Source organism: Thiococcus pfennigii (assembly GCF_016583835.1).
Taxonomy (GTDB): Bacteria; Pseudomonadota; Gammaproteobacteria; order Chromatiales; family Chromatiaceae; genus Thiococcus; species Thiococcus pfennigii.
This window is the reverse complement of record NZ_NRRW01000001.1, coordinates 71,209-86,464: the sequence shown is the minus strand read 5'-3', so window position 1 is coordinate 86,464 and position 15,256 is coordinate 71,209. Positions and strand designations below refer to the sequence as shown.

Below are 15,256 nucleotides of genomic sequence, written 5' to 3'. Positions count from 1 at the left end.
CGCTACGTCGCAGCCGATGCAGTTGGCCGTTGCGGTCCGGGCAGAGGTGGCGCGCGTTCGGGAGCTGGCGATGGGCCCCGCCCATCCGACGCGGCCGATGATCGGCGCGGCCGGCGATCCGCCGCGCGAGACGCTCCGGCCGCGGTCAGGCGACCCAGCGGCGCACGGTCCCAGTATCCAGGTGGACGAAATCGGACCTCGGATAATAGCCGACGCCACCACGGCCCAGTGCGACCGCGATGTCCCGGACCCGTCGGCTGCGGGTGTTCGCGAGGCGCACATCGACCGCTTGCCCGGTCAGGTGCAGGCTCTTCTTGGCGACGCGGCTGGAGCGGCTGCGCAGCATCGCGTTGGTCTGCGGGGAGCGGTAGGCGCTCAAGACCTCGTAGATGGCATCCTCGTTGCCGATCGATCGGCGGACATCGTAGAGGATATCGAGTAGTTTGGGGTCGATCGGGACGATATCGCCGGTGCGGAAATCCCTGAACAGGTGGTTGATCTTCCCTAATTCGCTGCGCTGATAGTTGTCGCCGATCCGATAGCAGACGGTGAGCCGCTCGTCGGTGTGTTGGTGGTGGAAGGAGAGGAAGCGTGGCTTGGCGTCGGTCTTGGTGGCAAAGGCGGGTGCTGCGGTTGCAGCGAGCGCAATACCAAGGAAGATTCGTCGGTTCAAGGGTACCCCTCCGCGATTATTTTATGTCGACGCGCCGGATTATAAGGAGCGAGTGCCATTAAGCAAATTTTTCTTGGTGAAAATGGGTTAATGTCCTGTCACGCCACATTCTGTTGCGCGATTGCACCTAATTGTTGTGATTGGGCATTTTTGCTCTTTTGCAGATGGCGCCGACTGTCGTGAGCGGCCTTGCCAGGCCCCGCGTGGCCTCGATTGGCGCAATGCTCGGAATTGATCGCGCGTGCCGTCCGATACCGGTTCGCAACGATTGAGGGGCCGCCAAATGTCTGCCATCGAGGCCAATCGAGGCGGCGCCGGTTTGTTGCCACCGGGTCCTCGCCAAGACGCGGGGGACCATCGTCGAAAAGGTCGATTTGGTCACAGTATTCCTGGCCTTGTCTATTTCAGTCAGCGACTTGCGTTTATTGCCGCACCGTGACGAGCAATGATGGTGTGCCATTAGGGGAGGCCTGTAGCACGCGTCGACCAGCGCGGTCCGCGGTCCACGTGTGGCGTGCCGTTGCCAGGTCTGGAACAGGGTTGTCGAATTGCTTATGATCCGGGCCACGATGGTAATCGTTGCACCGCCCTGGGCGCCGCTCGTTGCGACTGGGCGTTGCGGCGTCGAGCCATCCGTCGTGCCGGGGGGCGCGGGCGACGCCGAGCGCTAAGGCGTTTCCCGTTTGGGGCTAGCCGGCTAGCGGTGGCGGGGCGCCTTCCGGCGATTCGGCATGCCCTTGCGGGGCGGGGCGGCCAAGTCGGGTTCGCTGTTCCGGGTGCCGGTAGGAAGGGGGACCGGTCTCTTCGGCGCCTTCGGGCGTCGGCTCGCTTGCCCTCGCGGAGGGCCTGGGGAGGGGAAGATGGTGTGCGCGAGAGTCTGCGTGATAGCCTTGCTGTGTTGGATCGCCGTCCCTGCACTGAGCGACGTGTACAAGTACACGGACGCCCAGGGCAATGTGATCTTCACCGACAAGCCGCTCGGCCGCAAGGACCTGAGCCTCGAATGGCGGCGGTCGGCGAAGGGGCTGGCCGAGGAGAACCGCGATGCGCAGCGGCGGCTCCTCGCCTATAGCCGCGTCACCGCGTCGGGAACGCCGAAGGCCAGCGGGTCGCTGGCCGAGCGGCGCGCCGGCTACGATGGCGTGGTGCGATCGATGGCGTTGCGCTATCGGTTGTCGCCCGAGTTGCTGCACGCCGTGATCCGGGCCGAGTCGGCCTACGATCCGAGCGCCGTTTCGTCGGCCGGTGCGATCGGTCTGATGCAACTGATCCCGGCGACGGCCGAGCGCTACGAGGTCCGCGATATCTGGAACCCGGTCGAGAACGTGCGCGGCGGTGCCGCCTATCTGCGGGATCTCCTCGACCTCTTCGACGAGGATCTGTCGCTCGCGCTGGCCGGCTACAATGCCGGGGAGAATGCCGTGATCCGCCACGGCCGCAAGATCCCGCCCTATCCCGAGACCCAGACCTACGTGCGCAAGGTACTCCAGTTCTACTGGGCCGAGCGTGCCGCCGTGACCCAACTTGCCGCCCGCTGAGCGGGATTCGGCGCACGTCGGTGTGTCGCGAGTCCAGGGGTTCAGGGGGCTCGGTCGGTTTGGGGCAACGCTGCGTCTCCTTTGTCGCCCCCGCCGAGGACCTTGCGAATCGACATCAGGGCGCGGTCGATGAACGGGTGCTTCGGAGGCGGGACGATCCGGGCCCGCCCGGCGAGGATCTCCTGGGCCAACTCGCGCAGGCCCTTGACCTCGGCCTGCATCCCCGAGCGATCGACGAACATGCAGGTCGAGGTCAGGGGGCTCATCCAGGATAGCTTGATGTGGCGTGGCCGTCCGCCGTCGCTCGGGGTGAGCTCCAACCAGGTCCCGAAGCGCAGCTGACGCAGCTCCTCCAGCAGTGCTTTCTCCTCATCCGAGACGTCGTCGTTCTCGTCCTCGTCGTCCATCGCCAGTGCCTCGCTCGGTGGCAGACCGGCGTCGTGCGCTGCTTCGGGCGACGCCGCCTCATCCGGGGTCGGCGGGGTGCCCGGCGTCGGGCGTGGCCACTGCGCCGGCGGTTGATCGAGCAGCGCGAGCAGGCCTTCGATGGTGTCGCGGTGGACGTCGTCCATCGTCTGGGTCTGCGCGCGGATGGCATCGCGCACCGCGCCGATCGCCTCGGCCGACGCCGCCTCGCGCCGTGGGTCGAAGAGGTCGACGAGCTTCTCGGCCATCGCGATGGCCCGCTGCCAGCCCTCGCCCTGTTCGGGTTCACGCAGCGACGTGAAGACCAGGTGATCGGTCCAGGCCCCGCTCAGGAAGGCGAGGACGGCGTCCGGCAGCGGGCGTCGCCCGATCAGTTCCTGGACCGTGCGCATGGTCTTCTGACGGGCCACCTGGAGGCGCTCTCGGCCGCGAAGCGTGTCCTGGCTGCGCTGCTCCATGGTCTCGATGCGGCGCCGCTGCTCCTGCACCGCCGCCTCGAAATCGGCCAGCAATTCGTCGAAGAGGGCAATGTCGTCGTCGAACTCCATCAGCACGCGGTCGACCGTCCGGCGCATCGCCGGGAAGATGCCACGGTTGGGGTTGCCTTCCTCGACCCAGAGGCTGCCGGCCTCGATCATCTGATCGAGCAGGTGGCGGGCCGGGTGACGGTTGTCGACGAGCATGCGTCGGTCGATCAGGGCCACCTTGAGATAAGGGGTATGTAGGTGGCTGAGCAGCGCCTTGGCCGAATTGGGCAGGATCGGGTCGTTGAGCATGTACTCGAAGAGCATGCCGATCAGGTCGATCAGGTCGCTGTCGACGGCCGACAGGTCGGTTTCGTCGACCTGTTCGCGGATCTGTCGGCGCTCGTCGGCGAGCGTCACCTTGACCCGATCGAGGAAGGCCGCATCGACCTCGACATCGGGGGCGAAGGCCTCCGTTCCGCCGGCAGCGCTGCCCAGATCGGCGCGCGACAGGGATTGGATGCGGCTGATCGCGCTGAGCAACTGCGGGTTCGACGGCGCATCGAGATCCAGCGCCGCGCGGGCCTCGCCGTCCGGGCGGCGCTTGGCCATGAGGTCGAGGATCGAGCCGAACAGTTCATTGGCCAGCGATGGCTGGTCGTCGTGCCCCCCGTCGGGCGAGGCCGTCCGGTGGGCGGCCGTCGCGGTCTTCGCCTTGGCACCGCTTGCGTCCTTCGGGGTCGGCTTGTCGTCCCCGGCGGCCGTTGGCCGGGGCCGCTGGGCCGAGCCCCCGTCGGTGCGCAGCGGAACGGGCTTGAGATTCGGCAGGATCCCGGCCTCCTTCAGGTGCCGGTTCAGCTCGTCGTAGACCTTGGTCAACTGGCGGATGACGAAGCGGTCGAACAGGGCATAGAGGATGACCTTGATCTTGACCTCGACATCGAGGCTCTCGAGCGAGCGGCGGAACGAGCGGACCAGGTGGTGGGGGCCGGCGGGGATCTCCGAGTCCTTGAGCTTGAGCCCGCCGTTGACGACCGCAAGGCGCTGCGCCAGGGCGTAGAGGTCCGGAAAGAAGCTCGCGTTGGCCCGCATCGTGAGGTTCTCGCAGGCGACCGACTCCTCCATGTCCTCTGGCTCGATGAGGGCCAGCTCGATGCCATCGGCGGAGAATCCGCCGTCCTCGTCGGTGAGCCGGCCGTAGCGGGCAAAGCGTTCGAAGCCGCGGTTGATCTCGACACGGAAGGTGTGTTCGATGTCGGCGCGGCGCCGCTGCAGCAGGTTCATGGCCTCGAAGAATCGGCCCTGCAGGGCATTGTTCTCGGCCCGTTCGGCGAAGTCGAGCAGCACGGCGTCGCAGTGATCGAACATCTCGATGAACTGGGCATCGATGATGACGAGCGCCGTGTCGCGACAGGCATCGAGCACCGTATCGTGGCGAGTCGCCCTGATCTGCCGCTGTTTTCGTGGCTCTGACATGTCGGCTATCGCGATCGAGTGTCGGCTGTCATGGTCGGCGGGGACGCTCGCGACCCGATGCCGGCGGACGGAAGCGGTTCCGGGGTCATTGAATTCGCCGTTGGTGCTGCCGTCTCGGGCATCGACTCCATGTCGTCGCGCGCCGGGCCCCTAGTCTTCGCCGATGACGCGCTCGTCGCGCGGGATCGACAGCAGTCGTTCGGCCTCGGCCTCGTGGTGGGCGAAGATCATCCGGTACAGGGTCGTGTCATCGGCACCCCGGGTTGCCCTCAGGTCGCGCACACGCCCGCGCGCCTCCTGATAGCTGCCTTTCGTGTCCAGATGGGTTAGGATCAGCGGCGGCTCGATCCTGTAGATATAGTAAGGCATCTAGCCATCTCCCGATATGCCTGGTCGCGGATCGCGACGCGGACGCCGCCGCTGCCCCTGCGGCGCGCGAGTACCGAAGCGAGTGTAGCGGAATTTTCTGGGGCCATAAACAGAGTCCCGGACGCGGGGAGCCGCTTCGCGTGGTAAGGTTCGCCCGGCGGCCGAGGGCCGCACCCTATTTGAGAATCGGATAAAGGCGGAGCGGGCCATACCCCGACGTCCGTCGTCGCATCGATGAGGAGGCCCATGATCAAGCCAGTCGGTTCTGACGTCCTTAAGCCACGTTTCGTATATGATTCCGCACGCCACCACGCCCTTTCCAGTGAGGCCGAGGGCCTGCCGTCGGTCCTGATCAGCTCGCAGGCGGCCGGCAACGCCGTGATGCTGGCCGGGGGCTATTTCTCGCCCCTGCCGGGTTTCATGGGGCTGGCCGACGCCCTGAGCGTCGCCGAGTCGATGACGACGACCGACGGTCGCTTCTTTCCGGTGCCGGTCCTCTGTCTGCTCGACGACGTCGAGGCCATTCGCGGGGCCTCGCGGATCGCGCTGCGCGACCCCAACCTCGAGGGTCATCCGGTCCTCGCCGTCATGGACGTCGAGCGCATCGAGCGGGTCGACGACAGCCAGATGGCCCAGATGACGCACCAGGTCTATCGCACCGATGACCCGGCCCACCCGGGCGTCGCGACCTTCCAGTCCCAGGGGCGTTTCCTCGTCTCGGGGCCGATCGAGGTCCTCCATTTCTCGTACTTCCAGCAGGATTTTCCCGACACCTTCCGCACCGCCGTGGAGATCCGCAACGAGATCATCGAGCGGGGCTGGCGGCGCGTCGTCGCCTTCCAGACCCGCAACCCGATGCACCTCGCCCACGAGGAACTCTGTCACATGGCGATGGAGCGACTCGGCTGCGATGGCCTCGTGATCCACATGCTGTTGGGCAAGCTCAAGCCGGGCGATATCCCGGCCCCGGTGCGCGATGCGGCGATCCGCAAGATGGTCGAGCTCTACTTCGCGCCGAACAGCGCCATGGTCACCGGCTACGGTTTCGACATGCTCTACGCCGGTCCCCGCGAGGCGGTCCTGCACGCCTACTTCCGTCAGAACATGGGGGCGACCCACTTCATCATCGGCCGGGACCATGCCGGCGTCGGCGACTACTACGGCGCCTTCGACGCCCAGGAGATCTTCGATACCGAGGTGCCTCAGGGGGCGCTCGAAATCGAGATCTTCAAGGCCGACCATACGGCCTACTCGAAGAAGCTCAACCGGGTCGTCATGATGCGCGAGGCCCCGGACCACACGAAGGACGACTTCGTCCTCCTCTCCGGTACCAGGGTCCGCGAGATGCTGAGCGACGGGATCGCCCCGCCGCCGGAGTTCTCCCGGCCCGAGGTCGCGCAGATCCTGATGGACTACTACCGCTCGCCGGCCTGAACCGAAGACCCCCGTGGCGGCGCGGCCGCCGCGCCGCGCTGGCCTCAGCGAAGGTTCTTCTTGTAGCCGGGGATCTTGGCGTTGCGCGCCCGCGAGAAGTTGGCGAACTCCATCGTCACGCTCGCGAGTTCGACCCCGGCGAAGTCGGCGTTCGTCACGTCGGCGCGGCGCAGGATCGCGCCGCCCATGACGGCGTTCGTGAAGTTGACGTCGGTCAGGTTGGCATTGCGCATGTTGACGTCCTGGGCGAGGACGTGACGCAGGTTCGCGCCGCGCAGGTCGGCGCCGTCGAAGTTCGCCAGGTTGATCACGGTGAAGCCGTCGGGCTGCCGGCTCGAGAGATCGGCGTCGTGCAGCGAGGCCATCGCCAGATTGGCGTCGTTGAGGTGGCAGTCGCGCAGGTCGGCGCCGCAGAGGTTGGCCTCGCGCAGGTCGGCCTTGATGAAGAGGGCATTGTTGGCGACGACGTGGCAGAGGTTGGCGCCGCTGAAGTCGGTGCCGCGCAGGTCGGCGTGGCTGAGATCGACGCCCTCCAGGTGGGCGCCGCGGGCCTCGACGTGGCGCAGGTCGGCACCTTGCAGGTTGGCCCGGGTAAGGCGCGCGCCGGTGAGGATTGCGGCTCGGCCGTGGCGCTCGGCTCCGAGGCGCGCCCGAGCGAGGTCGGCGCCGCTCAGGTCGGCGCCGCTCAGGCGAACCCCGACGAGCAGGGCGCCGACCAGCCGCGCCGCGCTCAGGTCGGCCTCGACCAGGTCGCTGAGCTCCAGGTTGGCGCCGCTCAGATCGACGCCGCGCAGGTCCGCGCCGTTGAGGCTCATCTCGCGCAGGTCCGCCCCCGCGAGGGTCTCGCCCGAGACCTGTGCGAGCACGGCGCCGCTGACCTTGTGTCTAATCTCGATCATCTCGCACCTCGTATCGAAGAGACGATGGCCGCGCCATCGCCGTGAACCCGGGATCGTCCGGCGTCAAGCTTACCAAGGGTGCGGACCGAGCGGTCGAGGTCCCAAGCCCGCGAACGCATCCCACCCCGTCCAGCCCCTCATCCCAGCCGCTCATCGACGAGGGCGATCAGGCGCTGCGTTGCCCCGCGGTTGGACGCGACGACCCTTTGGCCATTCTCGCCGATGCGGGCGCGTTCGGTGGCATCGCCGAGCCAGATGGCGATCTGACGCCCGAGTGCCCGGGCATCGGCGACCTGGACCGCGGCCTCCTCGGCGAGGAGGTTCTCGGTGATCGAGGCGAAGTTGAAGACGTGCGGGCCGATGACGACCGGGATGCCGAGGGCGGCGGCCTCGACCGGATTGTGGCCGCCGACCGCCACCAGGCTGCCGCCGATGAAGGCGGCGTCGGCCGCGGCGAGGAAGGCCGGCAGTTCGCCCATCGAGTCGCCGAGGAAGACGGCCGTCTCCGGGGTGCAGGGCAACTCGGCGCTGCGCCGCACCAGCGTGAGGCCGCGCCGCGCGACGAGGGCCGCGACCCGCTCGAAGCGCTCCGGGTGGCGCGGCACCAGGACCAGTAGCGCTGCCGGCCACTGGCGGCGCACCTGCGCGTGGGCGGCGAGGACCTGCTCTTCCTCGCCGGCATGGGTGCTGGCCGCGACCCAGACCGGTCGTTCGCTCCCCCAGTGGCGGCGCATGACCTCGGCGCGCTCGATCAGGCTCGCCGGCAGGCGCAGGTCGAACTTGACGCTACCGGTCACGCAGACCCGATCGGGCGGCGCCCCGAGGGCGCGGAAGCGTGCCGCGTCGGCCTCGGCCTGGGCGGCGATGCAGTGGAAGCGGGCGAAGGTCTCGCCGGCGAACCGCCCGAGCCGGGCATAGCCGCGCGCCGAGCGCTCGGAGAGGCGGGCGTTGGCGAGGATGACCGGGATCCCGCGCGCCTCGCAGGCGCGGAGCAGATTGGGCCAGACCTCGGTCTCCATGATCACGACCAGGCGCGGGCGCACCCGGTCGAGGAAGCGCGCGATGACGGGTTTCAGATCGAACGGTGTGTAGAGGTGCGGGATCGGCTCGGGGGAGAGCCCGGCCAGGCGTTCTGCGCCGGTCGGGGTCGTCGTCGTCACGAGCAGACGCCGCGGCGGGTCGCCGGCGCACAGGTGGCGGATCAGCGGCTGGGCGGCCTGGACCTCGCCGACCGAGACCGCGTGCAGCCAGACCTCGGCCTGCGGCGGCGGGCGATCATACCGGGCAAGGCGCTCGCGCCAACGCTGGCGGTAGGCCGGCAGGCGCCGACTGCGCCACAGCAGCCGCAGCAGCGCGGCTGGCGTCAGGAGCCAGAGGAGGAGGTTGTAGAGGCGTTCCATCCGGCTGCTCCGTTCAGTGTCTGGTGGCGAGGAGTTCGCGGTAGACGGCCAGGTTCCCGGCGACCATCGCCGCAGGCGAGAACTCGGCGCGCATCCGCGCCTGACCGGCCGCGCCCATCCGAAGGCGCAGCGCCTCGTCGCCAAGCAGCCGTCGGCAGGCCGCACCGAGCGCGGCGCTGTCGCCGGGCGGCACGAGCAGACCGGTGACGCCGTCGACGACGGCCTCGGGGATCCCGCCGACCCGGGTCGCGACGACCGGCACGGCGGCGCTCGCGGCCTGGAGCAGGGCGACGCCGAGCCCCTCCATCGTCGCCGGGTGGACGAGGATGTCGAGGCACGGCAGGCAGGCGGCGAGGTCGGGGCGAAAACCCACCAGATGGACCCGTCCGGCGAGGCCGGCGTCGGCGACCGCCCGGTGAAGCTCTTCGGCCAGGGGGCCCTGGCCGAAGAAGGCGCAGTGCAGCCGCGGGAACTCGGCGACGAGGGCCGGCAGCGCGGCGATCAGGTCCCTGTGGCCCTTGCGCGGGATCAGTTGAGCGACGACGCCGAGCCACAGGGCGTCGGCCGGCAGGTCGAGGGCCGCGGCGACCCGGGCGCGCTCGCAGGGTCCGGCGAAGGGGTCGCTGGCCACGGCGCTGCGCACGACGCGCAGCTTCTCGGGCGGCAGGCCCTCGGCGAGCAGGACGTGGCCGATGCCCTCGGAGATCGCGACGACGCGGTCGTGGAGCCGGTATTTCAACGCGACCAGCCAACGCGGCTCGGGATTGTCGACGCGCCGCGAGAGGACGATCGGCCGGCCGTGCCGGCGGGCCGCCAGCGCCCCGAGCACATCGGCCCCGGCGCGGCTGTGCAGGTGCACGAGATCGGGCCGGCAGCGCGCGATCAGGCGTGAGAGCCGCGGGATCAACCCCAGGTCGAGGTCGCCGCCCATCGCCAGGCCATGGACCTCGGCGCTCGCGCTCGCCGCCTGCGCGAGGTCGCTGCCGCGCGGACAGGCGAGGATATTGGTCACCCCGGCCGCGGCGAGCCCCTCGAGCAGGTAGAGGACCTGCTGGGCCCCGCCGTAGAGGTGGCGCCCGGCCTCGACGTGCAGGACCTTCATCCGGCGTCCCGTCCCAGCAGGTCGTGCGCGGCCGCCAGGCACGCCTCGACCTCGATCAGGCGCATGCAGGTGAAGCGGCCCTCGCAGGTCGGGTCGCGCCGGCACGGCGAGCAGGCGAGGGGGTGGTAGAGGACCCGGGCGTCGGGTCGGCCCGTGTCGAGGTAGGGCCGCGTCGAGCCGAACAGGAGCAGGCTGGGGCGGCGCAACGCGATGCCCATGTGGCCGAGGCCCGTGTCGACGCCGATGAGTAGCCGCGCCCGGGCGGTCACGGCGGCCGCCTCGCGCAGGCTCGTCTCGCCGACCAGGCTGACCAGCTTGGAGCGCGCTGCGGCGCGGATGCGCTCGGCCGCGGCGCGATCGCCCGGCCCGCCGAGCAGGACCGCCGGCAGGCCGAGGTCGCCCGCCAGGCGGTCGGCGAGTTCGGCCCAGCGCGGCTCGAACCAGTGCTTTTGCGGCCGGGTCGTGAAGGGGCAGAGGACCGCGTAACCCGCCTCGAGGGCATGCTCGCGGATCCGGGCCTCGGCGAAGGCCGCGTCGGCCGGGGCCAGGTGCAGGGTCATCGCGAAGTCCTCGCTCGGCAGGCCCAGGGCCTCGGCCAGGTGGCGGTATTCGGAGCCGATCTGGCGCTCGTCCCCGCCGCGCGGGATCGTGCGGGTCATCAGCCAGCGGCTGCCCTCGCGCGAGCCCAGGCCGATGCGCTGCGGCGCCCCGCTCAGCCAGGCGAGGAGCCCGCTCTTCATGAGCCCCTGGAGGTCGAGGACGAGATCGAACCGGTGCCCCCGTAGCCGCCGCCGGAACGCGACGACCTCGCGCGCCAGCGCGGTGAAGCGCCTTGCCCGCCACAGGGCCAGCCAGTCGCGCCGCGGCCAGACGAGGACGCCGTCGAGGCCCGGGTGGCATTCGATCAGCGGGGCGCACTCGGGCTGGACCAGCCAGTGGATCTCGGCGTCCGGATGGGCCCGCCGCAGGGCGTCGATCAGCGGCGTCGCGAACAGCACGTCGCCGATGGCGGAGAGGCGAACGAGGAGGATCTTCACCGGATGGGGTCGACGGCGGGCGTTGAGGGGTGGGAGTGAATGCCGATTGGGAGCGGTTCAAAAATGAGCGATACGAAATTCGCGGACGTCAAGAAACTACGAAATACACGAAAGTTGCTAAACGGCCAATGATCCTCCGTCTATTCAGGGTTTTCGCGTCGTTCGCGTGTTTCGTAGTCACGAGAAGACGTACTGGTTGTCATTGAATCGTCGCCGAGCGTGTTGTGAACCGATCGGGGGCGACGCGAGGCCCCGCCGGCCAGGCCGATCCAGAATGCTACCATAGCCGGTCGACGAGAAAGCCGACGTTGGCCGTGCCGCCGGGGGCACGGCTGCGGTGCCGCCGAGGGGTTGAGGATGCGAGAGACCGGGCTGTTCTTCCTGTTCCTGTTCGTCTGCCTGATCGGCGCCGCCGTGGCGACGGTGCCGCTGATGCAGACCGGTTGGTTCGACTACTCGCCGCAGCGCGTCATGGGGCGCCTGGCGCAGCTCTTCATCCTGATCGGCCTCTGGCCCTTCCTGCGCTGGCGGGGCCTCGCGACGGCCCAGTCCCTCGGCTGGGGCGTCGCGCGCGCGCGCATCGCGCGCAGCCTCGCGCTCGGCTGGGTCGCCGGGGTCGCGATCCTGCTCGTGCTGGTCGCGGCCCTGCTCACCCTCGGCGTGCGGGTCCTCGACCCGAGCCCCGAGCGCGGCGCCGCCTGGCTCGCGACCAAGGCCCTGCAGGCCCTGATCGCCGGTCTGTTGATCGCGGTCCTGGAGGAGACCTTCTTCCGCGGCGCCCTCTACGCCGGCATCCGGCGGCGCAACGGCCTGGCGTCGGCCGTCGCCTGGTCGGCGGCGCTCTACGCCCTGCTGCACGTGATGAAGCCCTCCGGGCTGCCCGACGGGGTGGCCTTCGACTGGGCCGGGGCGGCGCAGATGTTCTTGCAGGTCTTCGGGGGTGTCCTGCAGTGGTCGCATCTGGATACGCTCGCGGCCCTCTTTCTGGTCGGGGTCTTCCTCGCGTTGGTGCGCGAGCGCAGCGGTCACATCGGCTGGTGCATCGGGCTGCATGCGGGCTGGGTCTTCGTCATCCAGGTCACGCGCCGCCTCACCGACGACGAGGCCGGGGCCCGGCTCGCGTTCCTCGTCGGCGACTACGACGGCGTAATCGGCTGGCTCGCCGCGGCCTGGATCGGCCTTCTGGCCGCGGTATTCTGGCGCGCGTCGGCACTGCCGCGCGGTGCGCGGGCGGACTGAAGGGGGCACGCCACCTTGGTGATGGACGCGATGACGGATCCCCGATCGACGGCGGCCCGGCGATGACCGACCTGCACGACCTCGAGCTCCTGCTGCGCTCGACGACCCCGCTCCTGCTGATCGAGTCGCTGGAGGAGCCGCGCATCGTCGAGCTCTTCACGCGCCTGGCCCTGCGCCTCGGCGAGCCGGCGTTCGGCTGGACCGTGACTGACGGCCTGAGGCGCCTGGAGTACGAGGGGTCGCCGCAGCGCGATCTCGCGACCCCAACCGCGGTGCTGCGCCACATCAAGGCGACGCCGCAGCGCGGAGTCTATCTGCTGCTCGACTTCCACCCCTTCCTCGACGACCCGGTCAATGTCCGCCTGATCAAGGAGATCGCCCAGGGCTACGAGACGCTGCCGCGCACCCTGGTCCTCGTCAGTCATGCCTTGATCGCCCCGGTCGAGGTGCGCCACCTGAGCGCCCGCTTCGAGCTGCGCCTGCCAGAACGCAACCGGCTCCTGGCGCTGATCCGCGAGGAGGCCCAGGCCTGGCAGCAGGCGAGCGCCGGGCGCAGCTTCCGCGCCGACCGTGACGCCGTGGCCCAGTTGACCCGCAACCTGCTCGGCGTCAGCGAGTCCGATGCCCGGCGCCTGATCCGCAACGCGATCCGCAAGGACGGGGCGATCACGCACGAGGACGTGCGCGAGGTCACGCGCGCCAAGTACGAGTTGCTGAGCCCCGAGGGCGTCATCGGCTTCGACTACGACACCGCGAGCTTCGCCGACGTCGCAGGGCTCGAGAACCTCAAGGAGTGGATCGCACGCCGCCGCCCCGGACTGCTCGGCGGCGGCGACCCGGCCGACCGCCCGCGCGGGATCATGCTGCTCGGCGTCCAGGGCGGCGGCAAGAGCCTGGCTGCCAAGGCGGTAGCCGGTCAGCTCGGCATCCCGCTGCTGCGCCTGGATTTCGGCGCCCTCTACGACAAATACTATGGCGAGACCGAGAAGAACCTGCGCCGGGCGCTACGCACGGCCGACCTGATGGCCCCCTGCGTCCTGTGGATGGACGAGATCGAGAAGGGCCTGGCCACCGGCGGCGATCACGATGGCCTCGCCCAGCGGGTCCTCGGCACGCTGCTGACTTGGATGGCCGAGCCGCGCAGCGCCGCCTTCATCGTCGCGACCTCGAATGCGATCCAGCGCCTACCTGCGGAACTCGTGCGCAAGGGGCGCCTCGACGAGATCTTCTTCGTCGACCTGCCCGATGCCGCTGTGCGCCGAGAGATCTTCGCGATCCACCTGCGCCGCCGCGGCCTCGATCCGGGGCGGTTCGACCTCGAACGCCTGGCGGCGCGCAGCGACGGCTTTACAGGTGCCGGCATCGAGCAGGCCGTGGTCTCGGCCCGCTATGCGGCCCGGTCCGTCGGTAGCGAACCAACGACCGAGGCGATCCTCGAGGAACTCGGTCGGACCCAGCCGCTGTCGGTCGTCATGGACGTGCAGATCGCCGCCTTGCGCGCCTGGGCGCGGGGGCGCACGGTCGCGGCCCATGGCGGCCCGGGGGATGGCGACGAGGCGGTCGTTTGACGATGACCGCTACCATCCCCAGATTGTGGATGCGCGGGTCCTCTCGACCTTGACTACAGGTTTACAGGCAATGGAATACAAGGACTACTACAAGATCCTCGGCGTCTCCCGCGACGCCTCGGCGGACGATATCAAGCGCGCCTACCGGCGACTCGCCCGCAAGTACCATCCGGATGTGAGCAAGGAACCGGACGCCGAGGCCCGTTTCAAGGAGGTCAACGAGGCCAACGAGGTGTTGAAGGACCCCGAGAAGCGGGCCGCCTACGATGGACTCGGCAGCGGCTGGCAGGCCGGGCAGGAGTTCCGGCCGCCACCCGGTGGGGGCTTCGAGCACCAAGAGTTCCACTTCCGCCCCGAGGACATGGCTCAGTTCAGCGACTTCTTCTCGAGCCTCTTCGGGCGCGGCGCCCGCGGCAGCGCGCGGGGTGGGCCGAGTGCCCGTCAGCGGCGTGGCGAGGACCAGAATGCGCGCCTGCGCATCAACCTCGAGGAGGCCTATGCGGGCACGACCCGCCAGCTGCGCCTCGAAGAGCCGGTCATTGGTCCCGACGGGCGGGTCCACTCGCAGAGCCGGATGCTGAACGTGCGCATCCCGGCCGGCGTGACCCAGGGCCAGCAGATCCGCCTGGCCGGCCAGGGGCTGCCCGGTCACGGTGGCGGCGCGGCCGGGGATCTCTATCTGGAGATCGACCTCGCGCCGCACCCGCATTTCCATGTCGAGGGCCGGGACATCCGCATCCAGGTGCCGATCGCCCCCTGGGAGGCGGCGCTCGGCGCGACGATCCCGGTCCCCACGCTCGGCGGGGCCGTCAATCTCAAGGTGCCGGCGGGCTCGCAGAGCGGGCGACGGCTGCGGCTGAAGGGACGTGGTCTGCCTGGCTCGCCGCCCGGAGACGAGCTGGTCGAACTGGAGATCCAGACGCCACCGGCGCACACGGAGGAGGAGAAGGCCCTCTATCGTCGCATGGCCGAGACCTTCCCGTTCAGGCCGCGGGCCAAGTTGGGAGTGTGACCCATGCGCCAGACAGTCATCGAGATCGAGGGCGTCCTGCTCGACGAGGGGCTGACCGTGACCTTCACCGAGTTGGGACAGTTGTGCGGGGCGGATGCCGAGGCCATCGAACGACTGGTCGCGGAGGGGGTGCTGCGCCCGGTCGGTCGCCGGCGCGAGGAGTGGTGCTTCAGCGGTCGCGAGATTGGCCGTGCCCGGCGGGCGCTGCGTCTGCTGCGCGACCTGGAGCTGAACCTGGCCGGCGCCGCGCTGGCGGTGGAACTGCTGGATGAGATCGAGGCGCTGCGCGCCCGGTTACGCCTGCTCGAGCGCGATGTCGATCGCTGAGCAACGACTCAAGAACAACCGACACGTCTGATTGGAACTGGTCTCCCCCGTGCTTGCGTCGGTTGTTTCGGCACCGTTCCTAGGCGGTGGGACTCGGCCGCCGATGTCGGGTGGCGGCGCGCGCGCCCCCTGCCGTCTCCGAGAGGCCGGGCGGGCACGCTCGACCCGACGCGGCTCCCGGCCGGTCCGGTGTAGGGGCGCCTTCAGTCGCGTGACGGCCACGGCGGTGGCGGATTGTGTTGCGGCTGAAGCCGCACCTTCAGCACTCTCCACCGCCGGGTGAACTGGAAAC

Annotated in this window: 13 protein-coding genes; 6 read left to right on the top strand and 7 right to left on the bottom strand. The window is 69.4% G+C overall.

From position 1 onward, the window contains the following. Window positions 1-145: 145 nt before the first annotated feature. Window positions 146-673, bottom strand: coding sequence for a peptidoglycan L,D-endopeptidase MepK (gene mepK / locus CKO41_RS00365; RefSeq protein ID WP_200253389.1), 528 nt, complete (start codon window positions 671-673; stop codon window positions 146-148). A gap of 860 nt (window positions 674-1,533) precedes the next feature. Between mepK and CKO41_RS00360 the strand changes: the two genes are divergently transcribed. Beyond that, entirely contained in the window at window positions 1,534-2,211 is a 678-nt protein-coding gene (locus CKO41_RS00360; protein WP_200380930.1) for a lytic transglycosylase domain-containing protein, read from the top strand. A 41-nt stretch (window positions 2,212-2,252) separates the two neighbouring features. Here the strand turns inward: CKO41_RS00360 and CKO41_RS00355 are convergent, their stop codons facing one another. Together CKO41_RS00355 and CKO41_RS00350 are read right to left on the bottom strand one after the other, a co-directional pair. After that, on the bottom strand, window positions 2,253-4,577 hold the full coding sequence (locus CKO41_RS00355; RefSeq protein WP_200380929.1) for a DUF1631 domain-containing protein: 2,325 nt from the start codon (window positions 4,575-4,577) through the stop codon (window positions 2,253-2,255). A 150-nt stretch (window positions 4,578-4,727) separates the two neighbouring features. After that, window positions 4,728-4,946, bottom strand: a complete 219-nt coding sequence (locus CKO41_RS00350; protein ID WP_200253384.1) for a hypothetical protein — start codon at window positions 4,944-4,946, stop codon at window positions 4,728-4,730. 246 nt (window positions 4,947-5,192) lie between these two features. On the opposite strand from CKO41_RS00350, the gene sat reads away from it, so the two are divergent. Further along, a complete protein-coding gene (sat, locus tag CKO41_RS00345; protein WP_200253382.1) occupies window positions 5,193-6,380 on the top strand; it encodes a sulfate adenylyltransferase in 1,188 nt (395 codons plus the stop codon). A 44-nt stretch (window positions 6,381-6,424) separates the two neighbouring features. On the opposite strand, the gene CKO41_RS00340 is transcribed toward sat, so the two are convergent. The 4 genes from CKO41_RS00340 to CKO41_RS00325 form a co-directional block, all read right to left on the bottom strand. Further along, a complete protein-coding gene (locus tag CKO41_RS00340; RefSeq protein WP_200253380.1) occupies window positions 6,425-7,279 on the bottom strand; it encodes a pentapeptide repeat-containing protein in 855 nt (284 codons plus the stop codon). Between the two features lie 137 nt (window positions 7,280-7,416). Beyond that, entirely contained in the window at window positions 7,417-8,679 is a 1,263-nt protein-coding gene (waaA, locus tag CKO41_RS00335; protein WP_200253378.1) for a lipid IV(A) 3-deoxy-D-manno-octulosonic acid transferase, read from the bottom strand. Window positions 8,680-8,692: 13 nt separating this feature from the next. Beyond that, on the bottom strand, window positions 8,693-9,781 hold the full coding sequence (locus CKO41_RS00330) for a glycosyltransferase (protein WP_200380928.1): 1,089 nt from the start codon (window positions 9,779-9,781) through the stop codon (window positions 8,693-8,695). Continuing rightward, entirely contained in the window at window positions 9,778-10,818 is a 1,041-nt protein-coding gene (locus CKO41_RS00325) for a glycosyltransferase family 9 protein (protein ID WP_200380927.1), read from the bottom strand. Before CKO41_RS00325 ends, CKO41_RS00330 begins: the two co-directional genes overlap by 4 nt. Before the next feature lie 357 nt (window positions 10,819-11,175). On the opposite strand from CKO41_RS00325, the gene CKO41_RS00320 reads away from it, so the two are divergent. The 4 genes from CKO41_RS00320 to CKO41_RS00305 all read left to right on the top strand — a co-directional run bounded on the left by CKO41_RS00320 (window position 11,176) and on the right by CKO41_RS00305 (window position 14,964). Beyond that, on the top strand, window positions 11,176-12,057 hold the full coding sequence (locus tag CKO41_RS00320) for a CPBP family intramembrane glutamic endopeptidase (RefSeq protein WP_200380926.1): 882 nt from the start codon (window positions 11,176-11,178) through the stop codon (window positions 12,055-12,057). Window positions 12,058-12,119: 62 nt separating this feature from the next. Beyond that, complete coding sequence (locus CKO41_RS00315) at window positions 12,120-13,625, top strand: Ycf46 family AAA ATPase (protein WP_200248785.1); 1,506 nt, start codon at window positions 12,120-12,122, stop codon at window positions 13,623-13,625. Between the two features lie 70 nt (window positions 13,626-13,695). Next, window positions 13,696-14,637 (top strand): DnaJ C-terminal domain-containing protein, encoded by a 942-nt coding sequence (locus CKO41_RS00310; RefSeq protein ID WP_200248808.1) that lies wholly within the window; start codon window positions 13,696-13,698, stop codon window positions 14,635-14,637. 3 nt (window positions 14,638-14,640) lie between these two features. Next, complete coding sequence (locus tag CKO41_RS00305; protein ID WP_200248810.1) at window positions 14,641-14,964, top strand: chaperone modulator CbpM; 324 nt, start codon at window positions 14,641-14,643, stop codon at window positions 14,962-14,964. Window positions 14,965-15,256: the final 292 nt, after the last annotated feature.